Annotated in this window: 23 protein-coding genes; 15 read left to right on the top strand and 8 right to left on the bottom strand. The window is 69.8% G+C overall.

What is annotated here, in order from left to right:
- A partial coding sequence (locus MO1_RS09715) for a DUF222 domain-containing protein (protein ID WP_157526408.1) occupies window positions 1-612 on the bottom strand: 612 nt, incomplete at its 3' end.
- Between the two features lie 331 nt (window positions 613-943).
- Between MO1_RS09715 and MO1_RS09720 the strand changes: the two genes are divergently transcribed.
- The 3 genes from MO1_RS09720 to MO1_RS09730 are packed head-to-tail and all read left to right on the top strand — an operon-like array spanning window position 944 to window position 4,466.
- Window positions 944-1,720: an electron transfer flavoprotein subunit beta/FixA family protein gene (locus tag MO1_RS09720; protein ID WP_060915926.1), complete on the top strand. Its 777-nt coding sequence runs from the start codon at window positions 944-946 to the stop codon at window positions 1,718-1,720.
- 19 nt (window positions 1,721-1,739) lie between these two features.
- The gene (locus tag MO1_RS09725) at window positions 1,740-2,729 is read left to right on the top strand and encodes an electron transfer flavoprotein subunit alpha/FixB family protein (protein ID WP_060915927.1); all 990 of its coding nucleotides are present in this window, start codon (window positions 1,740-1,742) and stop codon (window positions 2,727-2,729) included.
- Between the two features lie 6 nt (window positions 2,730-2,735).
- Window positions 2,736-4,466: a cytochrome b/b6 domain-containing protein gene (locus MO1_RS09730; protein ID WP_060915928.1), complete on the top strand. Its 1,731-nt coding sequence runs from the start codon at window positions 2,736-2,738 to the stop codon at window positions 4,464-4,466.
- A 267-nt stretch (window positions 4,467-4,733) separates the two neighbouring features.
- Here MO1_RS09730 and MO1_RS09735 read toward each other — a convergent pair whose 3' ends face one another.
- Window positions 4,734-5,243 carry a GNAT family N-acetyltransferase gene (locus MO1_RS09735; protein ID WP_036309761.1) on the bottom strand — a complete coding sequence of 170 codons (510 nt, stop codon included), beginning with the start codon at window positions 5,241-5,243 and terminating at the stop codon, window positions 4,734-4,736.
- A 132-nt stretch (window positions 5,244-5,375) separates the two neighbouring features.
- Here MO1_RS09735 and MO1_RS09740 point away from each other — a divergent pair, with 132 nt between their 5' ends.
- Complete coding sequence (locus MO1_RS09740) at window positions 5,376-5,936, top strand: acyl-CoA thioesterase (RefSeq protein ID WP_036309763.1); 561 nt, start codon at window positions 5,376-5,378, stop codon at window positions 5,934-5,936.
- Window positions 5,937-5,980: 44 nt separating this feature from the next.
- Entirely contained in the window at window positions 5,981-9,700 is a 3,720-nt protein-coding gene (locus tag MO1_RS09745; protein WP_060915929.1) for a proline dehydrogenase family protein, read from the top strand.
- Between the two features lie 189 nt (window positions 9,701-9,889).
- Here the strand turns inward: MO1_RS09745 and MO1_RS09750 are convergent, their stop codons facing one another.
- Complete coding sequence (locus MO1_RS09750) at window positions 9,890-10,639, bottom strand: hypothetical protein (protein ID WP_036309767.1); 750 nt, start codon at window positions 10,637-10,639, stop codon at window positions 9,890-9,892.
- Window positions 10,640-10,804: 165 nt separating this feature from the next.
- On the opposite strand from MO1_RS09750, the gene ddaH reads away from it, so the two are divergent.
- Genes ddaH through MO1_RS09775 form a run of 5 tightly spaced genes read left to right on the top strand, consistent with a single transcriptional unit; the run spans window position 10,805 to window position 16,399 of the window.
- Window positions 10,805-11,671 carry a dimethylargininase gene (gene ddaH / locus MO1_RS09755; RefSeq protein WP_060915930.1) on the top strand — a complete coding sequence of 289 codons (867 nt, stop codon included), beginning with the start codon at window positions 10,805-10,807 and terminating at the stop codon, window positions 11,669-11,671.
- Window positions 11,668-12,888 carry an ornithine--oxo-acid transaminase gene (rocD, locus tag MO1_RS09760; protein ID WP_060915931.1) on the top strand — a complete coding sequence of 407 codons (1,221 nt, stop codon included), beginning with the start codon at window positions 11,668-11,670 and terminating at the stop codon, window positions 12,886-12,888. The genes ddaH and rocD overlap by 4 nt, the downstream gene beginning before the upstream one ends.
- Before the next feature lie 48 nt (window positions 12,889-12,936).
- Window positions 12,937-14,631: a circularly permuted type 2 ATP-grasp protein gene (locus tag MO1_RS09765; protein ID WP_036309773.1), complete on the top strand. Its 1,695-nt coding sequence runs from the start codon at window positions 12,937-12,939 to the stop codon at window positions 14,629-14,631.
- Window positions 14,625-15,557 carry an alpha-E domain-containing protein gene (locus tag MO1_RS09770; protein ID WP_036309775.1) on the top strand — a complete coding sequence of 311 codons (933 nt, stop codon included), beginning with the start codon at window positions 14,625-14,627 and terminating at the stop codon, window positions 15,555-15,557. Before MO1_RS09765 ends, MO1_RS09770 begins: the two co-directional genes overlap by 7 nt.
- Window positions 15,554-16,399: a transglutaminase family protein gene (locus MO1_RS09775; protein ID WP_060915932.1), complete on the top strand. Its 846-nt coding sequence runs from the start codon at window positions 15,554-15,556 to the stop codon at window positions 16,397-16,399. The genes MO1_RS09770 and MO1_RS09775 overlap by 4 nt, the downstream gene beginning before the upstream one ends.
- Before the next feature lie 12 nt (window positions 16,400-16,411).
- Here the strand turns inward: MO1_RS09775 and MO1_RS14770 are convergent, their stop codons facing one another.
- Window positions 16,412-16,555: a hypothetical protein gene (locus tag MO1_RS14770; RefSeq protein ID WP_164499360.1), complete on the bottom strand. Its 144-nt coding sequence runs from the start codon at window positions 16,553-16,555 to the stop codon at window positions 16,412-16,414.
- Window positions 16,556-16,909: 354 nt separating this feature from the next.
- Here MO1_RS14770 and MO1_RS09780 point away from each other — a divergent pair, with 354 nt between their 5' ends.
- A complete protein-coding gene (locus tag MO1_RS09780) occupies window positions 16,910-18,178 on the top strand; it encodes a sensor histidine kinase (protein WP_036309854.1) in 1,269 nt (422 codons plus the stop codon).
- Window positions 18,175-18,840, top strand: a complete 666-nt coding sequence (locus MO1_RS09785) for a response regulator transcription factor (protein ID WP_060915933.1) — start codon at window positions 18,175-18,177, stop codon at window positions 18,838-18,840. The genes MO1_RS09780 and MO1_RS09785 overlap by 4 nt, the downstream gene beginning before the upstream one ends.
- Window positions 18,841-18,925: 85 nt before the next feature.
- Here the strand turns inward: MO1_RS09785 and MO1_RS09790 are convergent, their stop codons facing one another.
- Both MO1_RS09790 and MO1_RS09795 read right to left on the bottom strand, forming a co-directional pair.
- Window positions 18,926-20,281 (bottom strand): MFS transporter, encoded by a 1,356-nt coding sequence (locus MO1_RS09790; RefSeq protein ID WP_060915934.1) that lies wholly within the window; start codon window positions 20,279-20,281, stop codon window positions 18,926-18,928.
- Window positions 20,278-20,724 (bottom strand): MarR family winged helix-turn-helix transcriptional regulator, encoded by a 447-nt coding sequence (locus MO1_RS09795; RefSeq protein ID WP_060915935.1) that lies wholly within the window; start codon window positions 20,722-20,724, stop codon window positions 20,278-20,280. Before MO1_RS09795 ends, MO1_RS09790 begins: the two co-directional genes overlap by 4 nt.
- Window positions 20,725-20,797: 73 nt before the next feature.
- Here MO1_RS09795 and MO1_RS09800 point away from each other — a divergent pair, with 73 nt between their 5' ends.
- Genes MO1_RS09800 through MO1_RS09810 form a run of 3 tightly spaced genes read left to right on the top strand, consistent with a single transcriptional unit; the run spans window position 20,798 to window position 23,614 of the window.
- Window positions 20,798-21,700, top strand: a complete 903-nt coding sequence (locus MO1_RS09800; RefSeq protein WP_060915936.1) for an alpha/beta fold hydrolase — start codon at window positions 20,798-20,800, stop codon at window positions 21,698-21,700.
- A gap of 4 nt (window positions 21,701-21,704) precedes the next feature.
- Window positions 21,705-22,754 carry a lipoate-protein ligase LplAB gene (lplAB, locus tag MO1_RS09805; protein ID WP_060915937.1) on the top strand — a complete coding sequence of 350 codons (1,050 nt, stop codon included), beginning with the start codon at window positions 21,705-21,707 and terminating at the stop codon, window positions 22,752-22,754.
- A complete protein-coding gene (locus MO1_RS09810; RefSeq protein WP_060915938.1) occupies window positions 22,751-23,614 on the top strand; it encodes a DNA-methyltransferase in 864 nt (287 codons plus the stop codon). The genes lplAB and MO1_RS09810 overlap by 4 nt, the downstream gene beginning before the upstream one ends.
- A 2-nt stretch (window positions 23,615-23,616) precedes the next feature.
- On the opposite strand, the gene MO1_RS09815 is transcribed toward MO1_RS09810, so the two are convergent.
- Both MO1_RS09815 and MO1_RS09820 read right to left on the bottom strand, forming a co-directional pair.
- Window positions 23,617-24,138: a hypothetical protein gene (locus MO1_RS09815; protein WP_060915939.1), complete on the bottom strand. Its 522-nt coding sequence runs from the start codon at window positions 24,136-24,138 to the stop codon at window positions 23,617-23,619.
- A gap of 128 nt (window positions 24,139-24,266) precedes the next feature.
- Window positions 24,267-25,103 carry an alpha/beta fold hydrolase gene (locus MO1_RS09820; protein WP_060915940.1) on the bottom strand — a complete coding sequence of 279 codons (837 nt, stop codon included), beginning with the start codon at window positions 25,101-25,103 and terminating at the stop codon, window positions 24,267-24,269.
- Between the last annotated feature and the right edge of the window lie 113 nt (window positions 25,104-25,216).

The following is a 25,216-nucleotide window of genomic DNA, read 5'->3' on the forward strand; positions in this document are numbered from 1 at the left end:
GTGGATCCCCTCGGCGATGACGGTCGGCAGGGTCGCGATGAGATCGCTCATCCCGTCCCGCCCGGGCACCAGCCGCACGCACCGGCCTGCGGCTGCTTCCTCGTGGCGTTCGGCGAACGACCGCGGGTGCATCCGGTGGGCGAGGATCTCGAGCTCACCCCGCACGCGGTTCGGCGTGTCCTTCTCGCATCGTTCGATCGCGACGGCTTCGAACTCCGCCCACATCTCCGCGGGCAGCGTCATCCCGGCATCCACGATCGCCCGCACATGCTCCCGCACGATCCGCCCCGACTCCCACGCCGTCACAGCCGCAGGAAACCCCTCGATGATCGTCCGCGCTTCACCGATACGCCGTTGCACCGTGCGATCGGTCGTCCGCATGACCCCGCCCACCTCGGCGGTGATCGACCGCAGAACCATGTCGTGGAGTCGCACCTGTGCGTTCCGGTGAACCGTTTGCCCATCAGCGAGCCGGCCGGCGGCCGCGAGCGCTCGAAGCTGTTCGATCTGCACCGCCGCCATTCGTCTTTCGACAGCTTCGACATCCGCGACGATGCCCGCCAGAGCGGCGAGATAGTCCTCGCGACCGGGGCTTTCCACCGCTTCCGTCATGCCTCCACTCTCGCACCAACCTCCGACATCGATCAGGCGCGTCAGCCCCCGCCGATCGCGGCGATATCGACCGACGAGTTCGCGAATGCCACCAGCGAGTTGCCTGGCACTTCCCGTTTTCCGAAGGTGCCGCGAGAAGGGCTTCCTCGTGCTCCCAGTGCTCATCGCTCTCATCGGGTCCACCATCGTGGCCGTCTGCATGCGCGCTGACCCCGGATCGTTCCCGCGGCCCGTGTCTCGTTTCGAGCCGACCCCGGCTCGGTCGCGGCCACCTCGCGCCGGCACACGATCGCCCGACCGTAGACTCTGAGGCGATGCCGAGGAGGAGTCAATGAAGATCGTCGTCCTGCTGAAAGAAGTGCCGGACACCTGGGGAGATCGCACACTCGATCTCGAAACCGGGCTCGCCGCGCGCGACGCCTCGGAGAGGGTCCTCGATGAGATCGGGGAGCGCGCGCTCGAAGCCGCCCTCACGTTCTCCGAAGCGAACGAGGGTACCGAGGTCGTCGTGATGACGATGGCATCGGATGCCGCGACCGCCTCCCTTCGCAAGGGTCTCGCGATGGGGGCTCACTCCGCCGTGCAGATCACCGACGACGTTCTTCGCGGCGCCGATCTCGGCGTCACCGCTCGCGTCCTCGCCGCAGCGCTCCGCCGCACCGGCTTCGACCTGGTGATCACCGGCAACCTCTCCACCGACGGTTCCGGCGGCGTCCTCCCGGCCATGCTCGCCGAGCACCTGGGCGTGCCGCAGGCCACCGCGCTGTCGGCACTCGAAATCACGACGGATGCCGTCAGGGGCACCCGTGCGACCGACTTCGGAACGGCGGCGATCACCGCCCCGCTTCCCGCCGTCATCTCCATCACCGAGGCGCTTCCCGACGCCCGTTTCGCCAACTTCAAGGGCATCATGGCGGCGAAGAAGAAGCCGTTCGAGGTGCTGTCGCTCGCCGATCTCGACGTCGATGTCGACCCGGCATCCGCTGCTCAGTCGATCATGACGGCGGTTTCACAGAAGCCGCCGCGGCAGGCCGGCACGAAGATCGTCGACGAGGGGGATGCCGGCGAGAAGCTCGCGGCGTTCCTCCTCGAGAACCGGCTGGCGTGAGAGACCCGAGGAGAACATCGTGACCGACTTCGCCCCTGACGCCGTCCTCGTCTGGCTCGACGTGACCCCCGACGGCGAGCTCGCCGCCTCCGCTCCCGGCCTCCTCGGTGCTGCTGCCTCGCTCGGCACTCCGGTCGTCCTCGTCGTCGCCGACGAGTCCCGGCACGCCGACCTCGCCGCAGCGGCCGGCGCGCTCGGTGCGGCCACCGTCCTCACCGCTCCGCTCAGCGGAGCCGAGTCCGCTCTCACGGTGCCGCTCGTCGACGCGGTGGCAGCGGCATCCGCTCTCGTGCAGCCCGACGCCGTCTTGATCTCCAACTCGATCGAGGGTCGGGATGTCGCGGGTCGATTCGCGGCCCGTGCTTCGGCGGCCCTGTGCGTCGACGCTGTCGGCGTCTCGCGCGACGACGAAGGTGTACTCGCCCACCACTCCGTCTACGGCGGCGCGTACAACGTCACTGCGGCGGCGACCTTCGGTCCGCTCGTCGTGACCGTGCGTCAGGGTTCCATCGATGCTCGCGCCGACGCCGTCGACGCCCCCGCGATGGTGCCGCTGCAGGTCGAGGCATCCGGGGCCCCCGCGGCGACGATCACGGGCTTCGACGCGGCGGTCGCCGTCTCGAGCCGCCCGGAACTCCGCGGTGCGGCGAAGGTCGTGTCGGGCGGGCGAGGACTCGGCTCGGCCGACCAGTTCGCCCTCGTCGAGCAGCTCGCCGACGCTCTCGGTGCCGCCGTCGGAGCGTCGCGCGCTGCAGTGGATGCCGGTTACGTCCCCTACTCGTACCAGGTCGGCCAGACCGGTGTCTCGGTATCGCCGCAGTTGTATGTCGCTCTCGGCATCTCGGGCGCGATCCAGCACAAGGCGGGCATGCAGACGGCGAAAACGATCGTCGCGGTGAACAAAGATGGAGAGGCACCGATCTTCGACATCGCCGATTTCGGTGTCGTCGGAGACCTGTTCACCGTCGTGCCGCAGCTGATCGCGGCGCTCGAGGCGGGAAAGAAGTAGGAGCGGATGGCGACATACGCGCGTTCCGTGCGCCGGGGGCTTCCGCGCGCCCCCGGTGGCGACCCCTGGCCACCCGCCGGATCCGAGCCGTCTCTCGGTGACGGGCCCGCAGCGCTGCTGGCAGCGGCGCAGTCGCGGGATGCCGCATCCGCGGTGCCCGTTGCGAATGTCGTGCCCCTCGACGCCGCCACCGCCGCTCCGGGGGCGCCAGATGTCGCTTCGGGGCCCTCAGCCGTACACGTGGCGTCCCCGGAACGGTCCACGCACGCTCGGCGCGGGCTCCCACGCGAGCGCGGCGGCGAGGCATGGCCGCCGCCGTCCGTGACGGATGCCGGTCGCCCCCCGGCGGCGGGGCCGGCCGCGTCCGTGGCGGTCGAGACTCCCCACGCTCCGGGGGAGACGGCGCCCGCACCGTCGGTCGACCCGGCCGCAATGCCGACGGCGCCGACCGCCGCGTCGGCTGCCCCCGCCGCCGCGTCGGACGCCTCGGCCGCAGCCGCAGCCGGAGCCGCACCCGCCGTCCGCCGCGGCCTGCCGCGCGCCGCCGGGGGAGACCCCTGGCCGCCTGCCGACACCGCGCCGGTTGCTCCCGCGGCATCCGCCGCAGCGAACGTGACGCCCACCGATCACGCGGTGCCCGACGCTCCCGCCGCGGCGAACGTGACGCCCGCCGATCACGCGGCTCCCGCCCAGCCCGAGGCCGCCGCCGCGCCACTGACCCCCGCTGTTCCCGCCGGCCCCCTCGTAGAACGTCGCCTCGCGCACGCCGGCGTCGCACCTCGCGTCGCGCCCGCGCCGAAGCCCGAGCCCGCTCGCGTCGGCCCGTTCACGAAGGCTCAGTGGGCCGGCGTCGTCATCCTGGGCGGTGCCGGTGTCCTGTTCGTCGCCGCGATGGCGGTGCTGGCCATCCGCTGGATTGTCAGCCTCGCGCCGATGCAAGACTTCCTCACGACCTATCCGGGCGAGTACCACCTGCCCGAAGGTGCTCCCGTCGGGCTTCCCGCGTGGCTCAACTGGTCGCACTTCCTCAACGCGTTCTTCATGGTGCTGATCATTCGCACCGGTCTGCAGGTGCGGTCCGAGAAGCGCCCGTCCGCGTTCTGGATCTCGAAGAAGGACCGTAAGCGCCGCATGAGCCTGACGCTCTGGTTGCACCAGGCCCTCGACATCCTGTGGCTCGCCAACGGGCTGATCTTCCTCGTCCTCCTGTTCGCGACCGGGCAGTGGATGCGGGTGGTCCCCACGTCGTGGGAGGTGTTCCCCAACGCGCTGTCCGCTGCCCTGCAGTACGTCTCGCTCGACTGGCCGACCGAGAACGGCTGGGTCAACTACAACGCGCTGCAGCAGATCGCCTACTTCACGACCATCTTCATCGCCGCTCCCGTCGCGGTGATCACCGGCTACCGGATGAGCGCGATGTGGCCGAAGAAGGCGACCAAACTCAATGCGCTCTACCCCGTCGAATGGGCGCGGAAGCTGCACTTCCCGACGATGCTCTACTTCGTCGCGTTCATCATCATCCACGTCGCGCTCGTGCTGTCGACGGGTGCTCTCCGCAACCTCAATCACATGTACGCGGCCACGGGATCCGTCGATCCCGACGCCTACGCCGACAACTGGGCCGGGTTCTGGCTCTTCGCGCTGTCGATCGCGGTGACGGTCGCTGCCTACGTCGCAATGCGTCCTCTCGTCGTCGCGCCGATCGCTCGTCTGTTCGGCGAGGTCAAGAGCCGCTGACCCGCCCACGGGCCGCGCGAATTGGCGCGCCCGCACGGTTCCGCGAGTTCGCACACCCGCACGGTTACATCTGCACGATCTGTGGTGCAGGTGTCGCCTCGGAGTCGCGCGCAGACCACACACACCCCGCCGGTCGTGCATCCGTCACAGCGCCGACCCGGCGCCGCCCGCGCCGCGCCGCACAGCCGACGCGGCGCCCACCTCAGACAGACCGACGGCGCGGCATCCGAAACGGGAAGCCGCGCCGTCGAGACTCGCGTTCGCGCGTCAGCGCACGAAGCGGACTTCCGTCAGCGTCTCGCCGAGGAAGGGTTCGGTGTGGGTCGCCCCGTCGAGGGTGAACCCGTTGCGGGTGTAGAACCGGTGCGCACGGGGGTTGTCCTCGGCGACCCAGAGGTAGAGATCGTCGACGCCCTCGGGGACGACGGCGTCGAACAGTCGCTGTCCGATGCCGGTGCCGTGGAAGGCATCCAGAAGGTAGATGAAGTACAGCTCGCGGTCTCGCGGTGCGTCGCGGTCACGGGCAGGGCCAGACCCGGCGAAGCCGACGATCTCGCCGTTCACGAGCGCCGCGACCATCAGGAAATCGGGCCCCTGCTGAGCCCAGTGGGTCCACAGCTCTGCAAGGCGGCGAGCCGACACATTCTCGAGGGCGGCCTTGCTGATGATGTGGTCGTAGGTCTCGTGCCAGCACGTTGCGTGCACGCGACCGAGTGCTTCGGCATCGACATCGCGAACGGGACGGACGACGGTGTCGGTCTGCAGTTCGGGCTCCATGGCCAGACTCTACGCACGGCCTCACTGATCGTGAAATCGACAGCGACTGGGCCGCACATACCCCGCCACGACTGTCGACAAGCGACAACGGATGCCGCACTGTGCGCGTGACCAGGGCTAGGCTCCCCGCTCGTGAACGTATGGTGGCGGACCCTTCTGACCCTGATGCTCGCGCGGCTGCAGTACCGCCGCCGTGGACCGATTGCGCCGGACGCCGTCGGCCGTATCCGACTGCGGACCCTCCCCACCGACATCGACCTCCTCGGCCACATGAACAACGGTCGCTACGCGTCGCTGTTCGACCTGGGCCGCTTCGATCTGCTGACCCGCACGGGCATCTGGCAGACGATGAACGAGCGCGGTTGGTACGGCGTCGTCGCCAGTGAGACCGTCACCTTCCGGAAGTCCCTCCAGCTGTGGCAGCGGTTCACGGTCGAGAGCCGGATCATCGGCCACGACGACAAGGCCGTCTACCAGATGCATCGTGCGGTGGTGAAGGGCGAGGTCTACGCCGAGATGATCCTGCGCGTCCGGTTCCTCCGGAAGAGCGGCGGGCTCGTGCCCCTCGAGGAGCTGTTCGAGGCACTCCACCGCCCCGACACCCTCGCACCGCTGCCGCAGTGGATCGAGGACTGGGCCGCGGCATCCGCTCTGCCCTCGACCCGGTCGGATGCCCCGAGCATCTGGTCCTAGCGTGTCCCGCTCCCGGGGGTGATCACGCGCATAGGCTGAGCCCCATGTCGGACAGCACTGTCGCGCCACAAGCGCCCACCTCCGACCTCGCCGAGCGGGCCATCGCCCTCGCGGAGCGTTGGGTCGCCGAATCCGCCGAGGTCGCCGTAGACCCCGCCGCCGAACGTCTCGCGGGGGTGCTGAAGGATCCGAACGGACTGCCGTTCACCCTCGGCTTCGTCGACGGTGTCATGCGGCCCGAGTCGCTGACGGCGGCGGCGACCAATCTGCAGCGGGTCGCTCCGCTCGCCCCGGCGTTCCTGCCGTGGTACCTGCGGGCCGCGGTCCGCGCCGGTGGCGTCGTCGCGCCGATCCTCCCGACGCCCGTCGTCCCCATCGCGCGACGCGTTCTCCGCGAGATGGTCGGCCATCTCATCGTCGATGCGCGGCCCGACAAGCTCGGCCCCGCCCTCCAGACCCTCCGCGAGTCCGGTGCGCGCCTGAACCTCAACCTCCTCGGCGAAGCCGTGCTGGGCGAGTCCGAAGCGCTCCGCCGCCTCGAGGGCATCCACGAGCTCGTTCGCCGCGACGACGTCGACTACGTCTCGGTCAAGGTGTCGGCCATCGCCAGCCACCTCTCGATGTGGGCATTCGACGAGATCGTGGAGCGTGTCGTGGAACGCCTTCGACCGCTCTACCTGTCGGCGGCGGAGGACGCCACGTTCCTCAACCTCGACATGGAGGAGTACCGCGACCTCGACCTCACGATGGCCGTGTTCATGCGCGTCCTCGACGACCCGCGCCTGCGCGACCTCGAAGCGGGCATCGTGCTGCAGGCGTACCTCCCCGACGCGCTTCCGGCTCTCCAGACCCTGACAGCCTGGGCGCGCGAGCGCGTCGCCGCCGGCGGGGCGCGCATCAAGATCCGACTCGTCAAGGGCGCGAACCTCGCCATGGAGCACGTCGACGCGGTCATGCACGACTGGCCGGCGGCGCCGTACGACACGAAGCTCGACACCGATGCGAATTACGTCCGCTGCCTCGACGAAGCGCTCCGGCCCGAGAACACCCAGGCGGTCCGCATCGGTGTCGCCGGCCACAACCTCTTCCACATCGCGTACGCCTGGCTCCTCGCGGGTGAACGAGGGGTGCAGCGCGACCTCGAGGTCGAGATGCTGCTCGGCATGGCGCAGGGGCAGGTGCAGGCTGTCGCCCGCGAGATCGGACACGTCCTCCTGTACGTTCCCGTCGTCCGCCCGGACGAGTTCGACGTCGCCATCAGCTATCTCGTCCGCCGCCTCGAAGAGAACGCGTCCAGCGAGAACTTCCTCTCCGCGGCGTTCGATCTCGCTTTCGATCGCGCGATGTTCGTCCGCGAACGCGATCGGTTCACCGCCTCGGTCGTCCGCGCGACCGACCGCACGCTCACGACGGGTCCGCGCCGGCGCCAGGACCGTGCCGCGACGGTCGACGACGCAGTGCCGGCGACGGTGATGGATGCCGCATCCGCCGAACTCGACGACGCCGCTCTCACCCAGGTCGTTCTCGGGATCGCGGGCAAGGGCTCCCGCCCCACCGACCCCGACGAGACGCAGCCCGGCGATGTCCCCGGCCGTCCCGCGCTGTTCGGGGGCGACGCCTTCGTCGAGACGGCCGTCTTCTCGTCGCGCGAGACGGTGGTCTCCACCGGTGCACCCGGCTTCCGCAACACCGCAGACACCGACCCCGCCCTTCCCGCCAACCGCACGTGGGCGCGGGAGATCCTCGGCCGGGTCGCGTCATCGACGGCCGGGGATGCCGCCATCACGGCTGCCCACGTCGGAACCGAGTCCGAGCTCGAGGCGGCCCTCGACCGCGTGGGCTCTGCCGCCGACGCGTGGGGCTCGATGCCCGCCGCCGACCGCGCCGGTGTGCTGCTGCGCGCGGCCGCCGCGCTCGAGCGTCGCCGCGGCGAACTCATCGAGGTTGCGGCATCCGAGACCGGCAAGACGCTCGCCGAGGCGGACGTCGAGGTGAGCGAGGCGGTCGACTTCGCGCGCTATTACGCCGCGACCGCGCGCGAACTCGACAGCGTGAGCGGAGCGGTCTTCGTGCCCGCCCGCGTGACGGTCGTGACGCCACCGTGGAACTTCCCCGTCGCGATCCCGGCGGGCGGAGCTCTCGCCGCCCTCGCCGCAGGATCGGGCGTCGTGTTCAAGCCCGCTCCCCAGGCACGCCGCTGCGCCGCGGTCGTCGCCGAGGCGATCTGGGAGGCGCTCGACGCTGCCGGCATCGGCCGCGACGTGCTCGCCCTGGTCGACCTCGACGAAGGCGGTCTCGGAAAGCAGCTCATCACGCACCCCGCCGTCGACCGGGTGATCCTCACCGGGTCGTTCGAGACGGCCGCGCTCTTCCGATCGTGGCGTCCCGACCTCGCCCTCCAGGCCGAGACCAGCGGCAAGAACGCGATGATCGTCATGCCTTCCGCCGACCTCGACCTGGCGGCATCCGACCTCGTCCGCTCCGCCTTCGGGCACGCGGGGCAGAAATGCTCCGCCGCATCCCTCGCGATCCTCGTCGGCCCCGTCGGCCGTTCGCAGCGGTTCTCGCGACAGTTGGTGGATGCCGCCACCTCGCTCCGCGTCGGCGCGCCGGAAGATCCGCTGACCGAGGTCGGCCCGCTCGTCGAGGCGCCGACCGGCAAGCTCGAGTGGGCCCTCACGACCCTCGATGAGGATGAGGCGTGGCTCGTCGAGCCGCGTCGGCTCCCGCACGAGCGGTACGACGGCCGGCTCTGGTCGCCCGGCATCCGCACCGGGGTGAAGCCTGGCTCACGCGTGCACCTCGAGGAGTTCTTCGGTCCCGTTCTCGGGGTCATGCACGCCCGGTCCCTCGAGCATGCGATCGAACTGCAGAATGCCGTCGACTACGGCCTGACCGCCGGTCTCTACACGCAGAACCCCGACGACCTCGCCCTCTGGCTCGACCGCGTCGAGGCGGGCAACCTCTACGTCAACCGGGGGACGACGGGCGCGATCGTCCAGCGTCAGCCGTTCGGCGGCTGGAAGCGCTCGTCCGTCGGCGCAGGAGCGAAGGCGGGCGGCCCCAACCACCTGATCGGACTCGGCTCCTGGCGCCCCACCTCGGGAGCGGCGGCCTCCTCGACGCTGCACCTGCGCGGCCTCGACTCGTCGATCGCCGAGGTCATCGAAGCGGCGCAGCCCGCGCTCGGCTATGACGCGTTCGAGTGGCTTCGCCGGGCCGCGCTCTCCGACGCCGTCGCCTGGGATCGCACGTTCGGCAAGGTCGTCGACGTCTCGCACCTGGAGGTCGAGCGGAACCTCTTCCGCTACCGTCCCGCGAGCGTCGAGATCCGCTCGACGGCGGATGCCGCGCCTCAGGCGCTCGTGCGCGCGGTCATCGCGGCCGTCCGAGCTCGGTCGACGTTCGTCGTCAGCACGCCGTCCGGTCTCCCCGCGACGGTCCGCCAGGCGCTCGGGGACCTCGAGGTCTCGGTCTTCGTCGAATCCGACGCTCAGTGGATAGCGCGTATGGCGGGCCCGTCAGGAGACGGCGCGCCGACGCGAGCCGACCGGGTGCGGCTCGTCGGACCGCCCGCGCAGACGCGCGACGTCCGGGCCGCGCTCGTCGATGCGATCGCGGGAGACCCTGATCTGGCGATCTACGCCGACGAGGTGACCCAGGCCGGCCGCATCGAGCTGCTGCCGTTCTTGCGCGAGCAGTCGATCACGATCACGGCGCACCGGTTCGGCAACCCCGACCACTGGAGTGCGTCCGTGATCTGATGATCTGTCAGATCCGATCCAGGTGGATTAATCGATCCGGTGAAGAAAACAATTTATCTTTCTGGCGCTTGCATTAATCATGCTGATTGAATAGATAAGCGCTTCTGGGGAGCGCGTACGGAAACACTTCGGGGGGAGTGTCGCCCCGGGACCGGGATCCACTGATCTCTGTCCCGGGGCTCTTCGTTTTCAGGCGTACCGCGGCAATCGAACCCACGCCTCGGGGTCGGCGTCTTCGCGCGGAGTCATGAACGAGTCCACAAGCGCTCGGACCGTGAGGCCGAGCAGCGTCCATTCGCCTGCGGGCGTGCCGTCGGACCCCGACAGCTGGAAGGACGGGTGCGGCAGTCGCTCGAGCGATTGGATCGCGAACCCCTCCGCCATCGCCGCCATCGCTTCGGCGAAGTCCTCGATCGTCAGGCCCTCCCGCATCCGCATGCCGTACGCGTCGATCACCTGCTGGTACAGCTCCGTGAACGCCTCGATCGACTCTCGGTGCCGCTCGTGGCTGGCCTCGGTCAGCTCGGGCCACGTGTCGGCGGTGGTCCGGAGCGCGAGCGCGACCCGGAACGACTGCGCGTCGAGCAGGTCCGTCGGGTCGTCGGTGGCGAGCTCTGCGGCCTGGACGTGCGCGAGCGCGGCGCCCCGGATGATGTCCTCACCGGACGCGCCTGCGGCGACCAGTTCGTCGACCCGCGCCCTCATCACGTCGGCCGGCCCGGTGACCCTCATCCGCACCATCGCGACCGCGAGCTCGCGGTGGTAGTCCGCCTGGTCGCTCCACAGCCGGTAGGCGGCGCCGGTGGTCAGCCCCGTGCGTCTCAACACGTCCTGCAGGCGGATGTGCTGCACGCCGGCACTGACGCCGCGTTCGAGAAGCAACTGCATCCCGGCGCGCAACAGGAGTGCTCTGGTCTGTTCACCCGTGCGTCTGGCCATGCTCTGCATCCTGTCATCCGTGGGCTACCCCGCGTGGCACGTATCCACCGGTCGCGGCACGATCCGACCTGGCATGATGGAGCCCGGCGTGCCCGATTCGTCGGCTTCTGCGAGTTCCGTCGGGCCCCTGGACAGCGTCCGCCGCCCCGGAGACGAGGAGCGAGAATGCCCACGCCGAACGAGACCGCGACGACCCGCATCGCGCAGCGCCGTCGCTACCTGATGTGTCGCCCCGAGCATTTCACCGTGTCGTACAGCATCAATCCGTGGATGAAGCCGTCGCGGCCCACCGACACGGCGAAGGCCGTGCGTCAGTGGCAGGCGCTCCACGATGCGTACCTCGCCCTCGGGCACGAAGTCGAACTGATCGATCCCGTCCCGGGCCTTCCGGACATGGTCTATACAGCAAACGGCGGCTTCATCGTCGATGGTCGTGCGCTGGGTGTGCGATTCCGAGTCGACGAGCGTCGCGGCGAAGAGCGACCGTTCATGGCGTGGTTCGCGGCGCACGGGTTCGAGGTCATCGAGCCTGTGGAGGTCCAGGAAGGCGAGGGCGACTTTCTCCTCGTGGGCGACACGATCCTCGCCGGCACCGGCTTCCGCTCCGTCGGTGACAGCCATCGCGAACTCGCCGACGTTTTCGACCGCGAGGTCGTCTCGCTGCGCCTCGTCGACCCGCGTTTCTATCACCTCGACACCGCGATCACCGTCCTCGACCCCGTCGAGGGCGTGGGTGGGGTCGAGCGGGCGAACATCGCCTATCTGCCGTCCGCGTTCGACGAGGACTCGCGCCGCGTGCTGGCCGAACGCTATCCCGACGCGATCCAGGTGACGGATGCCGACGGTGCCGTCTTCGGGCTGAACGCCGCCAGTGACGGTCTCCACGTCTTCATCTCGCCGCGTGCGACCGACTTCGCGGCGCAACTCGAATCCCGCGGATACATTCCGGTCCCCGTCGATCTCTCCGAGCTTCTGCTCGGCGGTGGCGGGATCAAATGCTGCACGCTCGAACTGCGCGGAGGTGCGCGATGACCGATCCCCGTTTCCCCGACTCCTCGAGCGCCGCGATCACCGGTGAAGAGGCTCACGTCGCCCACAACTACCACCCGCTGCCCGTGGTCGTCGCTGAGGGTGATGGCTCGTGGGTCACCGATGTGGAGGGCAAGCGGTACCTCGACCTCCTGTCGGCCTACTCGGCGCTGAACTTCGGGCACCGGCATCCGACCCTCGTCGCGGCGGTCACCGAGCAGCTCGGCCGCATCACGCTCACGAGCCGCGCGTTCCACAACGACCGGCTCGGTGCCTTCGCCGAAGCCCTCGCGGAGCTGGCCGGCAAGGACATGGTGCTGCCGATGAACACGGGCGCCGAGGCCGTCGAGACCGGCATCAAGGTGGCGCGCGCCTGGGCGTACCGCGTGAAGGGTGTCGCCGAGGGGCGGGCGAAGATCATCGTCGCGTCGGGCAACTTCCACGGGCGCACGACCACGATCGTCGGCTTCAGCGACGACCCGCAGGCCCGGGACGGCTTCGGCCCCTTCGCGCCCGGATTCGAGATCGTGCCGTACGGGGATGCCGCGGCCCTCGCGGCGGCGATCGATGACGACACCGCAGCGGTCCTCCTCGAGCCCATCCAGGGCGAAGCGGGCGTCGTCATCCCGCCCGAGGGGTACCTGCGCGCGGTGCGCGACGCCTGCACGGCGGCGAACGTGCTCTTCATCGCTGACGAGATCCAGTCCGGCCTCGGCCGCGTCGGCACGACGTTCGCGTGCGAGCGGGAGGGCGTCGTGCCCGACCTCTACCTCCTCGGCAAGGCGCTCGGCGGCGGCATCCTGCCCGTCTCTGCCGTCGTCGGCGACCGAGAGGTCCTGGGGGTCATCCACCCCGGCGAGCACGGGTCCACCTTCGGCGGCAACCCGCTCGCGGCGGCCGTCGGTCTCGCCGTCGTCGACCTGCTCGCGACCGGCGATCTCCAGCGCCGTGCCCTCGCCCTCGGCGACCACCTGCGCTCGCGGCTCGAGACGCTCGTCGGGGCGGGCGTCACGGCGATCCGGGTCGCCGGCCTCTGGGCGGGCGTCGACATCGACCCCGCGCGGGGGACCGGTCGCGAGGTCGCCGAGAAGCTGCTCGCGCAGGGTGTGCTCGTGAAGGACACGCACGGCCAGACGATCCGCATGGCGCCGCCGCTCGTCATCCGGGCGACCGAGATCGACTGGGCCGTCGCGCAGCTCCGGCTCGCCCTGACCGACTGAGGGCGGGGCGAAACACTCCGGCAACACCGCCCGGATTAGGCTCATCGCATGGGTGACCTCTTCGACGGGTACGGCTCCACGCTGGCGCCGCGCAAGACCGCTTCCGGCATCCCGGCGTTCGACGAGATGTTCGCCGGTGTGGCGCATCCCGGTGAGGCGGCGCAGTCGCGGGCGGCCTATCGGGAGCTGTATCAGGCGCTCGCGCAGATGACGCAGGAAGAGCTCCGCGGACGCACCGAATCGCTCGCGAGCTCCTACCTCGCGCAGGGCGTCACGTTCGATTTCGCGGGTGAGGAGAGACCCTTCCCGCTGGATGCCGTCCCCCGCGTCATCGCCTACGACGAGTGGTCGCGCATCGAGAAGGGCGTCCAGCAGCGTGTGCGCGCGCTCGAGGCATTCCTCGACGATGCCTACGGGCACCAGCACGTCGTCCGCGACGGTGTGCTGCCGGCGAAGCTGATCGCGTCGTCGCAGTACTTCTACCGGCAGGCCGCCGGCATCCGTCCCGCCAACGGCGTCCGCATCCAGGTCTCCGGCATCGACCTCATCCGCGACGAGCACGGCGAGATGCGCGTCCTCGAGGACAACGTGCGGGTGCCGTCAGGCGTCAGCTACGTGATCTCCAACCGGCGCGTCATGGCGCAGACCCTCCCGGAACTCTTCGTCTCGATGCGGGTGCGGCCGGTCGGCGACTACCCGAACAAGCTGCTGCAGGCGCTCCGCAACTCGGCCCCTCCGGGCGTTGACGACCCGAACGTCGTCGTCCTCACCCCGGGCGTCTACAACTCCGCGTACTTCGAGCACACGCTGCTCGCGCGCCTCATGGGTGTCGAACTCGTCGAAGGGCGCGACCTGGTGTGCCAGGGCGGGCGCGTCTTCATGCGGACGACCCGGGGCCCGCGCCGCGTCGACGTCATCTACCGCCGCGTCGACGACGACTTCCTCGACCCGCTGCAGTTCCGTGCCGATTCGATGCTCGGCGCTCCCGGGCTCATGCTCGCCGCGCGTCTCGGCAACGTCACGATCGCGAATGCGGTCGGCAACGGCGTCGCCGACGACAAGCTGCTCTACACCTACGTCCCCGACCTCATCCGGTACTACCTCGCCGAGGAGCCCATCCTCAAGAACGTCGACACGTGGCGCCTCGAGGATCCGGGTGCCCTCGAAGAGGTGCTCGACCGGCTCGGCGAGCTCGTCGTGAAGCCTGTCGACGGATCGGGCGGAAAGGGCCTCGTCGTCGGGCCCGATGCGAGTCCCGCCGAACTCGACGCGCTTCGCACGAAGCTGAAGGCCGACCCGCGGGGCTGGATCGCGCAGCCCGTCGTCATGCTCTCCACGATCCCGACTCTGGTCGACGACGGGATGCGGCCCCGCCACGCGGATCTCCGTCCCTTCGCCGTCAACAACGGCGACGAGGTGTGGGTCCTCCCCGGCGGCCTCACGCGTGTCGCGCTTCCCGAGGGTCAGCTCGTCGTCAACTCGAGCCAGGGCGGCGGGTCGAAGGACACGTGGATCGTCGGCGGGGAGGCGCCGAACCGCGGCGAGTACGGCCAGTCGCAGACGCTCGCGGGTCTCGTCGCCGAGCAGGCCACCGCCACCTCGGCGATCCCGATCATCTACGACGCCCAGGACGAGCCGGACCATTCACCGCAGGACCGGCCACGGACGCTCTCCGAACAGCAGGAACAGCAGGAACAGCAGCAGCAGGGCAGCGACGTCGAGGGAGGTGACGGGGCATGCTGAGCCGCATCGCCGAGAGCCTCTTCTGGATCGGTCGCTACATCGAGCGCTCGGACGGCACCGCCCGCATCCTCGACGTCCACCTCCAGCTCCTCCTCGAGGACCCCTGGATAGACGAAGACACCGCCTGCCGTTCGCTCATGGGTGTCATGGGCACCGTGACTCCCGCGGGCGATCAGCCCGTGACGCGAGCCGACGTGCTGACGAACCTGGCCGTGGACCGCACCAACCCGTCGTCGATCGCCTACTGCCTGCAGGCGGCGCGGGAGAACGCCCGTCGAGCGCGGGAGATCGTGTCGACCGAGCTCTGGGAGACGCTCAACACGACATACTCGCGCATGCCGCGGCGGCTGAACGACGAGAAGACCCACGAGTTCTTCCAGTGGGTCCGCGAGCGCGCCGCGCTCGCCGTCGGCGTCACCGACAATTCGACGAGCCACGACGAGGCCTGGCAGTTCTTCACCCTCGGCCGCGCCATCGAGCGCACCGACATGACGGCGCGCATGCTCGCGACGAGGTCGCTGACCGAGGCATCTGGTCCGTCGTGGACGACGATCCTCCGTTCGTGCGGCGCGTACGAGGCGTACCTGCGCACCTACCGCGGCATGCCGAGCTCGCAGAACGCCGCCGAGTTCCTGTTGCTCGACCGACTGTTCCCGCGCTCGATCATCCACTCGATCCGCACCGCCGAGCAGTGCATGAGCGCGATCGATCCCGTTGCCGACCGGGTCGGGCACTCGAACACGGTGCTCCGCGCTCTGGGGCGGATGCGCAACGAACTCGAGTACCAGCCGATCGACGAGGTGCTCGCCGAACTCCCCGCCCACATGCAGAGCGTGCAGTCGGTCACGCGTGAGGCGTCCGAGGCCATCCGGGGGCGGTTCTTCCCCACGCAGGCCGAACCCAGCTGGATCGGAGAGACCTCATGAAGCGGCTGCGCATCGAGCACACGACGGGCTTCGACTACCCGGGCGAGGTGGGGGCGTCGTACAACGAGGCGCGGATGCTGCCGACGACGAGCGACAGCCAGTTCGTCCTCAGCTCGCAGCTCGACATCGATCCTTCGACGAACGTGAACTACTACGTCGACTACTTCGGCACCCGGGTGGCTGCCTTCGACGTCCTCGCGAAGCACTCCGCGCTCCACATCACGGCGCGCTCGCTCGTCGAGGTGCGCGCCCGGCCCCTGACGCACCCCGACACGTCGTGGGAGGCGCTCACACGTGATGCGCAACGCTCGATCGCCACGGTCGAGATGCTGTCGCAGACGGGGCGCACCGATCCGCATCCCGAGGTCGCAGCCCTTGCCGCCGGTATCGCCGCCCAGCACGACAACCCCTCGCATGCGGCGCTCGCCATCACGATGGCGGTGGGCGAGGCGGTCGAATACGTACCCGGGGCGACGGAGGTGCAGTCCACCGGTGCCGAGGCCTGGGTCGAACGCAAGGGCGTCTGCCAGGACATGGCGCACATCGCGCTCGGCGCCCTCCGCTCCGTCGGGATTCCGGCACGGTACGTGTCGGGCTACCTGCACCCGAACCCCACGGCCGAGGTCGGCGTGCCGGTCGTCGGTGAGTCGCACGCCTGGATCGAGTGGTACGCCGGGTCATGGCACGGCTACGATCCGACGAACGACGCCGAGATCGGCGACCGGCACGTGACCGTGGGCCGGGGCCGCGACTACAACGACGTCCCGCCCCTCCGGGGCGTCTACGCCGGGCCGTTCAAGAGCCGGCTTGACGTGAGGGTGCTCATCACGCGCGAGGCGTGACGCGGCATCCGCTCAAGCGGGGGAGTCGTTCGGGTCGAGCGTCTTGAGGGTGTCCTCCTCGACGGCGTTGTCGGCGTCGAGCTGGCTCTCGGTGCCGTCGTCGCCGCCGGTGGGGGCGTCCTGGTCGGGGGTCGGGTCTTCGCGTGTGTCGCTCATGGCCGCGACGCTACGCGCGGCCCGCGGCGGAGTCAGCCCCCCTTGACACCGGGCGAGGTGGGGGAGGGTTTCGGAGCCGGGACTTCCCCCGAAGTCGGCCGGCCCCGAGCCGTCGAATCGAAGCCGTGATCCGACGGGTCCCCCCGCTAGCGACGATAGGGGGGCGCGATCTGCCCGAAGCGGCGCCGTCGGGCCTCTTCCGCGCGGTGGCGACCCAGACCGGGGCGATCAGGCGGTCAGTTTCACCCGATTGAGTGAGAGCGGATGCCGACCCGCTCGGGATGCCCGCAAGAGCCCGCCGGTCGTGGCATGCTCCTAGGCGACCGCCTCCCCGTCCACGGAAACACGTTCCCGATGACCTCACCGCCGACTCCCGCCACGGAACCCCTGGCCCTGCTGGGCTCGGCACGCGCCTCGTGGTTCTTCGTCGTCACGGTCTTCCTCACCACCGTGGTCCAGGCGCTGGTGTCGCCCACGGTGGCGCTGCTCGAAGGCGCGACCGGGTGGCCGCTGCCCGTCCCGATCGCAGGCACCTACGCGCTCCTGATCCTCGGGTGCGCGCTCCAAGCCGGTGTCCTCTTCCTCACGCAACGGATGCCGCGACTCACGATCGCCTTCGTCGTCGCGATCCACCTCGCCCTGGCGACGGGTCTCTCCGTACCGACCTGGGTGTCCGGGATGTCCCTGCCGATCTCGGTGGCGATCTTCCTCGGAGCGACGCGGCTGAACGCGACCCGGGCCATCGCGTGGTGCGCGGCCGTGATCGTCGCGGAATCGGTCGTGCTGCTCTGCTGGGCCATGGGGGCGGGCGAGAGCATCGCTGCCGCCGTCGGCTGGCTCGCCAGCCAGGTCATGTCACTGGCGGCGCCCGCCGTCGGCGGGACGGCGCTCGGGCTCTGGTGGTCGGTGAAGGCGAGGCGGATGCGGGTCGCGCGCGAAGCGGCGGAAAGCGCCGCGCGCGAGCACGACGAACGCGTCGCCGAGGCTCAGCGGTGCGAGCGGGCGCGCATCGCGCAGGAGCTCCATGACGTCGCCGGGCAGCACCTGGCGGGGTTGATCACCCTCGCCGATGCGGCCCTCAAGGTTGCTCCGACGCGTGCGGAGCAGGCGCTCGAGCTCCTCCAGGACGTGCGGGACGAGGGCCGCTTCGCCGCCGCCGGGCTCGCGGGCGCATTGGCCGACCTCCGCGTCGGCGGAGTCGTGTCGTCGGACGCGACGCAGGACCTGCGCGACCTCGACGAGCTCGTCGGGTTCTGGCGCGCGCGGGGTGCGGTCGTCGCCCTCGACGTCGTGGGGAGCCTCGACTCCCTGCCCGCCGTCGTCTCGGCGACAGCGTTCCGCGGCGTGCAGGAGGCCCTGACGAACGCCGCGAAGCACGCACCGGGTGCGCCCGTCGACGTCCGCGTGTCCCGGTCTCCCGGGCGCATCAGCGTGGCGGTCGCGAACGCCGCTGCGGCGCCCGTGGGCGATCTGTCCGGGATCAGCCTCGGATGGGGACTCAGCGGCATCCGTGAACGCGTCGAGATCCTGGGCGGTTCGCTCTCCGCAGGTGAGGATGTCGGTGGTGGCTGGAGCCTCGGATTCGTCATCCCCGTGGCTTCGACTGAGGCGGAGCGCTCGTGACTGCCGTGCGCGCGCCGATTCGAGTCCTCATCGCCGACGACAACCGCTCGGTCCGCAAGGGGCTCCGACTGCAGCTCGAGTCGGCGGGCGGCATCTGCATCGTGGGCGAGGTCGGCAACGGCATCGACGCGGTGCGGGTGGCGCAGGCGGAGTCGGTGGATGTCGTCCTGATGGACATGCAGATGCCCGGGCTCAACGGTGCGGATGCCACTCGGCAGCTGCTCGCCACGCCGGGCGAGGTGCCGGCGGTCATCGTCATGACGAGCTTCGCCGTCGACGGCTACATCACCGACGCGATCGACGCGGGCGCGGTCGGATACCTGCTGAAGAGCTACGACTCCGACCAGGTCGTCGCCGCCGTCGAGGCCGCGGCCCGCGGAGAAGCGGTCGTGTCCCCTCGGGCTATCGCGCCCGTGCTCCGGGAGTTCGTCCGACGTCGCGCCCCCGATCCCGACGTCGAGCGGCTCGCGTCGCTGAGCCCGGCGGAACGGCGGGTCGTGTCGATGCTCGCCTCAGGGGTCACGGCCAACGAGGCGATCGCGGCTGCTTTGCACGTGTCCGTCCACACGGTCCGCACCCAGCTGCAGTCCGCGCTCCGCAAGGTCGGCGTCGCGGACCGCACGCAGCTCGCGCTGTGGGGCGTCCGCAACGGTCTCGACTGAGCGTCGGGGTCCTCCGGGGACCCGAATCGTCGTCGAGCGGGCACGGACGCGGCATCACGCGTCCCCGGAATGCGGGAGCCGCGGATCAGCGACGCGGCCGAGCCGCGGCATCCGTGTCGTAATCGGGCAACCGGATCGGGGTCGTTCCGGCCACCTCGTCGCTGAACTCCTCGGGGGCGACGATCGAGATGGGGCGGGTCTCGTCGATCGTCATGGCGAAGCGGCGCGACTCGTGGCAGTGGAGCCGACCCGAGAACAGCAGCCAGCCGCCGCCGACGGCGAAGGCGACGAGCGCGGCTGCTGCACCGAGGAGGATGGCGGTGCGGGGTCCGAACTCATCGGCCACCCACCCCACGATGGGGGCTCCGAACGGGGTGCCGCCCATGAGGATCGCCATGTACAGCGCGAGCACCCGGCCGCGCAGGGCGGGTTCGGTCGTCGTCTGCACGTAGCCGTTCGCGGTCGTCAGGGTCGTGACCGTCGAGAACCCGATCAGCATGAGCGTCGCCGCGTAGGCGATGTAGACCGGCATCGCCGCCGACAGCGCTGACGCGACGGCGAACAGTCCGAGCCCGCCGATGACCAACCGCAGGCGCGCGCGATCACGGCGTGCGGCGAGCAGGGCTCCCGCGAGAGAGCCGATCGCGAGGATCGAACTGAGGATGCCGTATCCATCGGCCTGCTGGCCGAACTCGATCGCCATCGTCGACGCGAGGATCGGGAAGTTCATCCCGAACGCTCCCAGCAGGAACACCATGATGAACGTCACGACAAGATCGGGACGGCCGGCGACGTAGCGGAGGCCGTCCGCCATCCGCGCCGCGCTCCGAAGCTTCGGTCGCGGCGCGAGTTCCTCGCTGCGGATGAGTGAGAGCGAGACCAGCATGGCGAGGAACGTCAGTGCGTTGACCAGGAACACCCACCCCGTGCCGACGGCGACGATGACGAGGCCGGCGACGGCCGGCCCGATCATGCGGGCCGTGTTGAAGGATGCGGCGTTGAGAGCGACGGCGTTCGAGGCGTTCTCGCGGGCGACGAGGTCGGAGACGAACGCCTGACGCGTCGGGTTGTCGAAGGCGGCGACGACGCCGAGCGCGAAGGCGAAGGCGTACATGGTCCAGAGGTTCATGCTGCCCAGGAGCAGCAGGACGCCGATCGTGAGTCCGAGCAGCATGAGCGAGCCCTGCGTGACGAACAGCAGCTTGCGCCGGTCGAAACGGTCGGCGACGAGACCCGTGACACCGACGAGAAGGAGGGGCGGCGCGAACTGGAGCGCCATGGTGATTCCCATGGCGGCGGCGTCGTTGTCGGTCAGCTGCGTCAGGACCACCCAGCTGAGGGCGGTCGCCTGCATCCAGGCGCCCACGTTCGACACGAGGGCACCGATGAACCAGACGCGATAGTTGAACACCGAGAAGGAGCGGAACATGGCGGAACTCATCGGCCGGCCACCTCCTGCATGATGGCGGCGGCCTCGGCGAGGGTTGCCCGCTGCGCATCCGACAGTTCTTCCAGGGCTTCTTCGAGCCACGAATCGCGTCGACGTACGGTCTCGACGACGACCTCTCGGCCCGGCTCGGTCAGGGTGATGACGACCTTGCGACGGTCGTTCTCGTCGGGAGTGCGGGTGAGATAGTCGAGTTCTTCGAGGCAGTTGACGGTGCGATTCATCGATGGCGCCGAGACGCGCTCGCGCTCAGCCAGCTCGCCGAGCGTGTGCGGGCCGTGGACCTTGAGGGCGGCGAGGACGGCGAACTGCCCGTCGCTCATCGTGTCGACGGCGCGCTGCGAGCGGAGACGACGAGCGAGGCGGAACGTCGCCATGCGGAAATCGGATGCCGCGTGCGCCAGATCCGTCGTCGTCTCCTCGGATGCGCTGCTCATATTTGTTTAGCATAGCTCATTAGTTTGGCTAACGGCTGAGAGGGCAGCCCTTCCGGCCCCTAGGATTCGACGCATGCCCGAGTTCATCGATGCACACGGCATCGCGATCGTCTACGACGTCCACCAGGCCCAGGGGGCCGAGCGCGGAGTCGTCCAGCTCCTCCACGGCGTCGGCGAGCACGCCGGCCGTTACGGCGGCCTCATCGCCGCGCTCACGGCCGACGGGTTCACTGTCTATGCCGACGACCACCGCGGTCACGGCCGCACCGGGCTCCGTCAGCACGGCGGCGACCCCTCGCGCCTCGGCCGGCTCGGACCCGGTGGCCTTCGGGCCACCGTCGCGGGGCTGCAGCAGTTCACCGGGATCATCCGGCGCGCGAACCTCGGGCTGCCGCTCGTCCTCCTCGGGCACTCGTGGGGATCGTTCCTCGCTCAGAAGCTCGTGAACCTCGACCCGCGCGCCTACGACGCGGTCGTCCTCTCCGGCTCATCTCTGCTCTGGCCCGGCGCCCTCAACGCCGCCCCCCTCAACAAGCGCTGGGCCGGAACGGACGCGACCGGGGTCGAGTGGCTCTCGACGGATGCCGCGGTCGGCCGCGCGTTCCTCGATGACCCGCTCACGACCCTCGTCCCCCTGCCGAAGCTCTTTGGCCCGCTCGACACGCTGCGGCTCATCGGCAAGCCCCGAAAGGACCTCGGCGTCGCCCTTCCTGTCCTCCTCATGGTCGGTCGCGACGATCCGGTGGGCGGCCCGCGGAGCGTCCACCGCCTCGCCGACGCCTACCGCTCGCGCTCCGGGCTGACGGATGTGACGACGCTCGTCTACCCCGACGCGCGGCACGAGATCTTCAACGAGCACTGCGCCCCGGAGGCCTTCGCCGACCTCGTCGCCTGGCTCGATGCGCGCATCGCGCGACGGGATGAGGCATCCGTCACCGACAGTGCACCCGCACCCGCCGCGGACACAGGAGAATAAGACCATGCACGGCGAGTACAAGGTCCCTGGCGGCAAGCTGGTCGTCGTCGACCTCGAGGTGGAGGACGGCCGCATCGCGGACTTCCATCTCGCGGGCGACTTCTTCCTCGAACCCGACGACGCGCTCGCCGACATCGACGCGGCGGTGACAGGCCTCCCCACCGAGGCCGACGTCCCGACGATCGCGGCCGCCGTCCGCGGAGCGCTCCCCGAAGGGGCGCAGCTGCTCGGGTTCACGCCCGAAGCGGTCGCCACCGCCGTCCGCCGTGCACTCATCGTCGCACCCGGCTGGGCGGAATTCGAGTGGGAGGTCATCCACGACGAGGCTGTCTCGCCGGCGATGAACCTCGCGCTCGACGAGGTCCTGACCGCTCGTGTCGGCGACGGCCGCCGGACCCCCACGCTCCGCATCTGGGAGTGGAGCGAGAACGCCGTCGTCATCGGCTCGTTCCAGTCGTATCGCAACGAGGTCGACCCCGACGGTGCCGCCAGGCACGGCTTCCAGGTCGTCCGCCGCATCTCCGGCGGAGGGGCGATGCTCATGGCCGCGAACTCGATCGTCACCTATTCGCTGTACGTTCCGGCATCCCTCGTCGCAGGCATGACCTTCGCGGACTCCTACGCCTTCCTCGACGACTGGGTGCTGCACGCGCTCCGTTCGCTCGGGATCGATGCGACCTACCAGCCGCTCAACGACATCGCGTCGTCGAAGGGCAAGATCGGCGGCGCTGCGCAGAAGCGTCTCGCCAACGGGGGAGTGCTGCACCACGCGACCCTCAGCTACGACATGGACGGCCAGGTGCTGACCGAAGTCCTCCGGATCGGGCGCGAGAAGCTCTCCGACAAAGGCACGGCCTCCGCGGCGAAGCGGGTCGATCCGCTCCGGAGCCAGACCGGCCTGCCGCGCGCCGAGATCATCGAGCGCTTCAAGGAGACCTTCACCTCGCTGTACGACGCAAAGCCGGGGTCGATCTCCGCGGAGGAGTACGCCGACGCCGAGGCCCTCGTCGAGTCGAAGTTCTCGACGGACGCCTGGCTCCGCCGCGTTCCGTGACCGTCGAGATCCACCTCGGCGACAACCTCGAGGTCGCCCGGCGCCTGCCGGACGCCTCGTTCGCGCTCGTCTACCTCGATCCGCCCTTCAACACGGGACGCAGGCAGGAACGCGCGATCGAGTCCGCGGTCCGCACGGAGGGGTTGCAGCCCGACCCCGACGCACCTGCTCCGCCCGTCGGTCTCGTCAAGGGCGGCTTCCGGGGCAGCTCCTACGCCCGCACGCGCGGTGCGCTGAAGCTCTACGACGATCGGTTCGACGACTATTGGGGCTTCCTCGAGCCGCGGTTGCGTGAGGCGTGGCGGCTGCTCTCCGACGACGGCACCCTCTACCTTCACCTCGACTACCGCGAGGCCCACTACGCCAAGGTGATGCTGGATGCGGTCTTCGGCCGCCACTGCTTCCTCAACGAGCTCATCTGGGCCTACGACTACGGGGCGAAGTCGCGCAAGCGCTGGCCGAGCAAGCACGACACGATCCTCGTCTACGTAAAGGACCCGTCCGCGTACTTCTTCGACTCGGATGCGGTCGACCGAGAGCCCTACATGGCTCCCGGCCTCGTGACGCCCGAGAAGGCGGCGCGCGGCAAGCTGCCGACGGACGTCTGGTGGCACACGATCGTTCCCACGTCGGGTCGCGAGAAGACCGGTTACCCGACCCAGAAGCCCGAGGGGATCCTGCGCCGCATGGTGCAGGCGTCGAGCCGTCCGGGGGACCGGGTCCTCGACCTCTTCGCCGGATCCGGCACGACCGGCGCGGTCGCCGATGGGCTCGGCCGTGACGCCGTCCTCGTCGACCACAGCCCCGACGCGCTCGCCGTCATGCGTGCGCGAATCCCCGACGCGCTCGTGGTCGGCTGAGCTCAGCCGCGACGGATGCGGGGCGCCAGAGCGCGCAGCCGGGCGACGTCGGCGTCGTCCAGCAGCTCGCGCGGCAGGATCATCGCCGGCCCGATGAGTCCGTGGATGCGCACCATCACCGAGTGCGGCGCCGTCGAGATGCGCCAGAGGGCGGATGCCGCGACCGTGAGACTCGTGGCCGAGGTGGTCACGGTCACCCCGGTGTCGCTGACTGTCACGGTCAGGTGCTCCCCGCTCGGGTAGAGGCCCTCGATGACGCGGGTGAGCTTCTGCGTCCCCAGGTGGCGGATCGCGACGAACCCGATCGCGATGACCAGCCCCCAGAATGCGGCCAGGATCAAGGAGCGGAAGTTCCCGTTGAGCGCGAACGTCCCGAATCCGAAGAGAAGGACGATCGCCGCCCCGCCGATCCACAGCGCCGGCTGCTTCTTCCGTTGGTGGTCCCGCGCGAGACGCCTCGAGAGCGCGTGATCGACGACCATGCTCTTGCTGGTATCCGTGTGCTGCACCGCGGCATCCGTCATCGCGACCCCCTCGCTCGTGCACTCATCGTGGCATGACCCGCGCTCGCGTTCCCACCACCGGATCGAGAAACGGTGTCCGGGATGACACGCGAGCGTGTCCCGTCCCGGACGCCGTTTCTCGAGGAGGTTCAGCCGCGCAGGAAGCTCAGCAGTGCCTCGTTCACCTCGGCGCCGTGGGTCCAGAGCAGCCCGTGCGGGGCGCCCTCGATCTCGACGTAGGTCGCCTCGGGTAGGAGCTCGCGGAATCGGCGCGCCGTCGCATCGATCGGCAGGACATTGTCCGCGGTTCCATGGACGATGAGCGTGGGGACGGTCACCGCGGGGATGTCCCCGCGGAAGTCCGTCGCCCACGTGAGCGGCGCGGCGGCGATGGCGGCGTTCCCGGCCTGGTTCGCGACGGCGACCGACGCGTCGACCGCTTCTTGCGAGATGCGGGTGCCGAGGTAGTCGTCGAGGTTGTAGAAGTTCTGGAAGAACCCGGTCAGGAAGGCGTACCGGTCCTCGGCGACCGCCGCGGCCGTGCCGTCGAAGAATGCCTGGTCGCCGGCGCCGTCGGGGTTCTCATCGGTTTTCAGGAGCCAGGGCTCGAGCGAGCCGAGGAATGCGACCTTCGCGATGCGGTCGGCGCCGTAGCGCGAGAGGTACCGCGCGATCTCGCCCGTGCCCATTGAGAACCCGACGAGGACGGCATCCGTCAGTTCGAGTTCCTCGACGAGCGCATGGAGGTCGGCGGCGAAAGTGTCGTAGTCCGACCCCGAGGCCGTCTTGGTCGACGCGCCGAAGCCCCGCCGGTCGTAGGCGATGACGCGATACCCGGCATCGAGGAGCGCAGCCTGTTGCTTGCCCCAGGATTCGCCGTTCAGGGGGAACCCGTGGATCAGCACGACGGGCTGACCCGACCCCTGGTCGGTGTAGAAGATGTCGATGTCGACCGAGTTCTCGGTTCCCACAGTGATGTACGCCACAGCGGTGCTCCTTCCGGCCGGAGCGGTCCTCCGGCGATACCTTCGACGCTACGGTCGGCACCTCTTGTCGGCCACAGCTTGACGGATCCTTCGTCGACCGTTCACCGGCACCT

It is taken from the genome of Microbacterium oleivorans NBRC 103075, from assembly GCF_001552475.1.
Classification (GTDB): domain Bacteria; phylum Actinomycetota; class Actinomycetes; order Actinomycetales; family Microbacteriaceae; genus Microbacterium; species Microbacterium oleivorans.

What these genes read in the sequence shown, in the direction of transcription:
- MO1_RS09735 (WP_036309761.1), bottom strand. Translation starts at nt 5,243, where the DNA reads ATGGAGCCCGAACTGCAGACCGACACCGTCGTCCGTCCCGTTCGCGAT.
- MO1_RS09790 (WP_060915934.1), bottom strand. Translation starts at nt 20,281, where the DNA reads ATGAGTTCCGCCATGTTCCGCTCCTTCTCGGTGTTCAACTATCGCGTC.
- MO1_RS09745 (WP_060915929.1), top strand. Translation starts at nt 5,981, where the DNA reads ATGTCGGACAGCACTGTCGCGCCACAAGCGCCCACCTCCGACCTCGCC.
- MO1_RS09750 (WP_036309767.1), bottom strand. Translation starts at nt 10,639, where the DNA reads ATGGCCAGACGCACGGGTGAACAGACCAGAGCACTCCTGTTGCGCGCC.
- MO1_RS09800 (WP_060915936.1), top strand. Translation starts at nt 20,798, where the DNA reads ATGCCCGAGTTCATCGATGCACACGGCATCGCGATCGTCTACGACGTC.
- MO1_RS09770 (WP_036309775.1), top strand. Translation starts at nt 14,625, where the DNA reads ATGCTGAGCCGCATCGCCGAGAGCCTCTTCTGGATCGGTCGCTACATC.
- MO1_RS09720 (WP_060915926.1), top strand. Translation starts at nt 944, where the DNA reads ATGAAGATCGTCGTCCTGCTGAAAGAAGTGCCGGACACCTGGGGAGAT.
- ddaH (WP_060915930.1), top strand. Translation starts at nt 10,805, where the DNA reads ATGCCCACGCCGAACGAGACCGCGACGACCCGCATCGCGCAGCGCCGT.
- lplAB (WP_060915937.1), top strand. Translation starts at nt 21,705, where the DNA reads ATGCACGGCGAGTACAAGGTCCCTGGCGGCAAGCTGGTCGTCGTCGAC.
- MO1_RS09795 (WP_060915935.1), bottom strand. Translation starts at nt 20,724, where the DNA reads ATGAGCAGCGCATCCGAGGAGACGACGACGGATCTGGCGCACGCGGCA.
- MO1_RS09815 (WP_060915939.1), bottom strand. Translation starts at nt 24,138, where the DNA reads ATGACGGATGCCGCGGTGCAGCACACGGATACCAGCAAGAGCATGGTC.
- rocD (WP_060915931.1), top strand. Translation starts at nt 11,668, where the DNA reads ATGACCGATCCCCGTTTCCCCGACTCCTCGAGCGCCGCGATCACCGGT.
- MO1_RS09780 (WP_036309854.1), top strand. Translation starts at nt 16,910, where the DNA reads ATGACCTCACCGCCGACTCCCGCCACGGAACCCCTGGCCCTGCTGGGC.
- MO1_RS09730 (WP_060915928.1), top strand. Translation starts at nt 2,736, where the DNA reads ATGGCGACATACGCGCGTTCCGTGCGCCGGGGGCTTCCGCGCGCCCCC.
- MO1_RS09775 (WP_060915932.1), top strand. Translation starts at nt 15,554, where the DNA reads ATGAAGCGGCTGCGCATCGAGCACACGACGGGCTTCGACTACCCGGGC.
- MO1_RS14770 (WP_164499360.1), bottom strand. Translation starts at nt 16,555, where the DNA reads ATGAGCGACACACGCGAAGACCCGACCCCCGACCAGGACGCCCCCACC.
- MO1_RS09765 (WP_036309773.1), top strand. Translation starts at nt 12,937, where the DNA reads ATGGGTGACCTCTTCGACGGGTACGGCTCCACGCTGGCGCCGCGCAAG.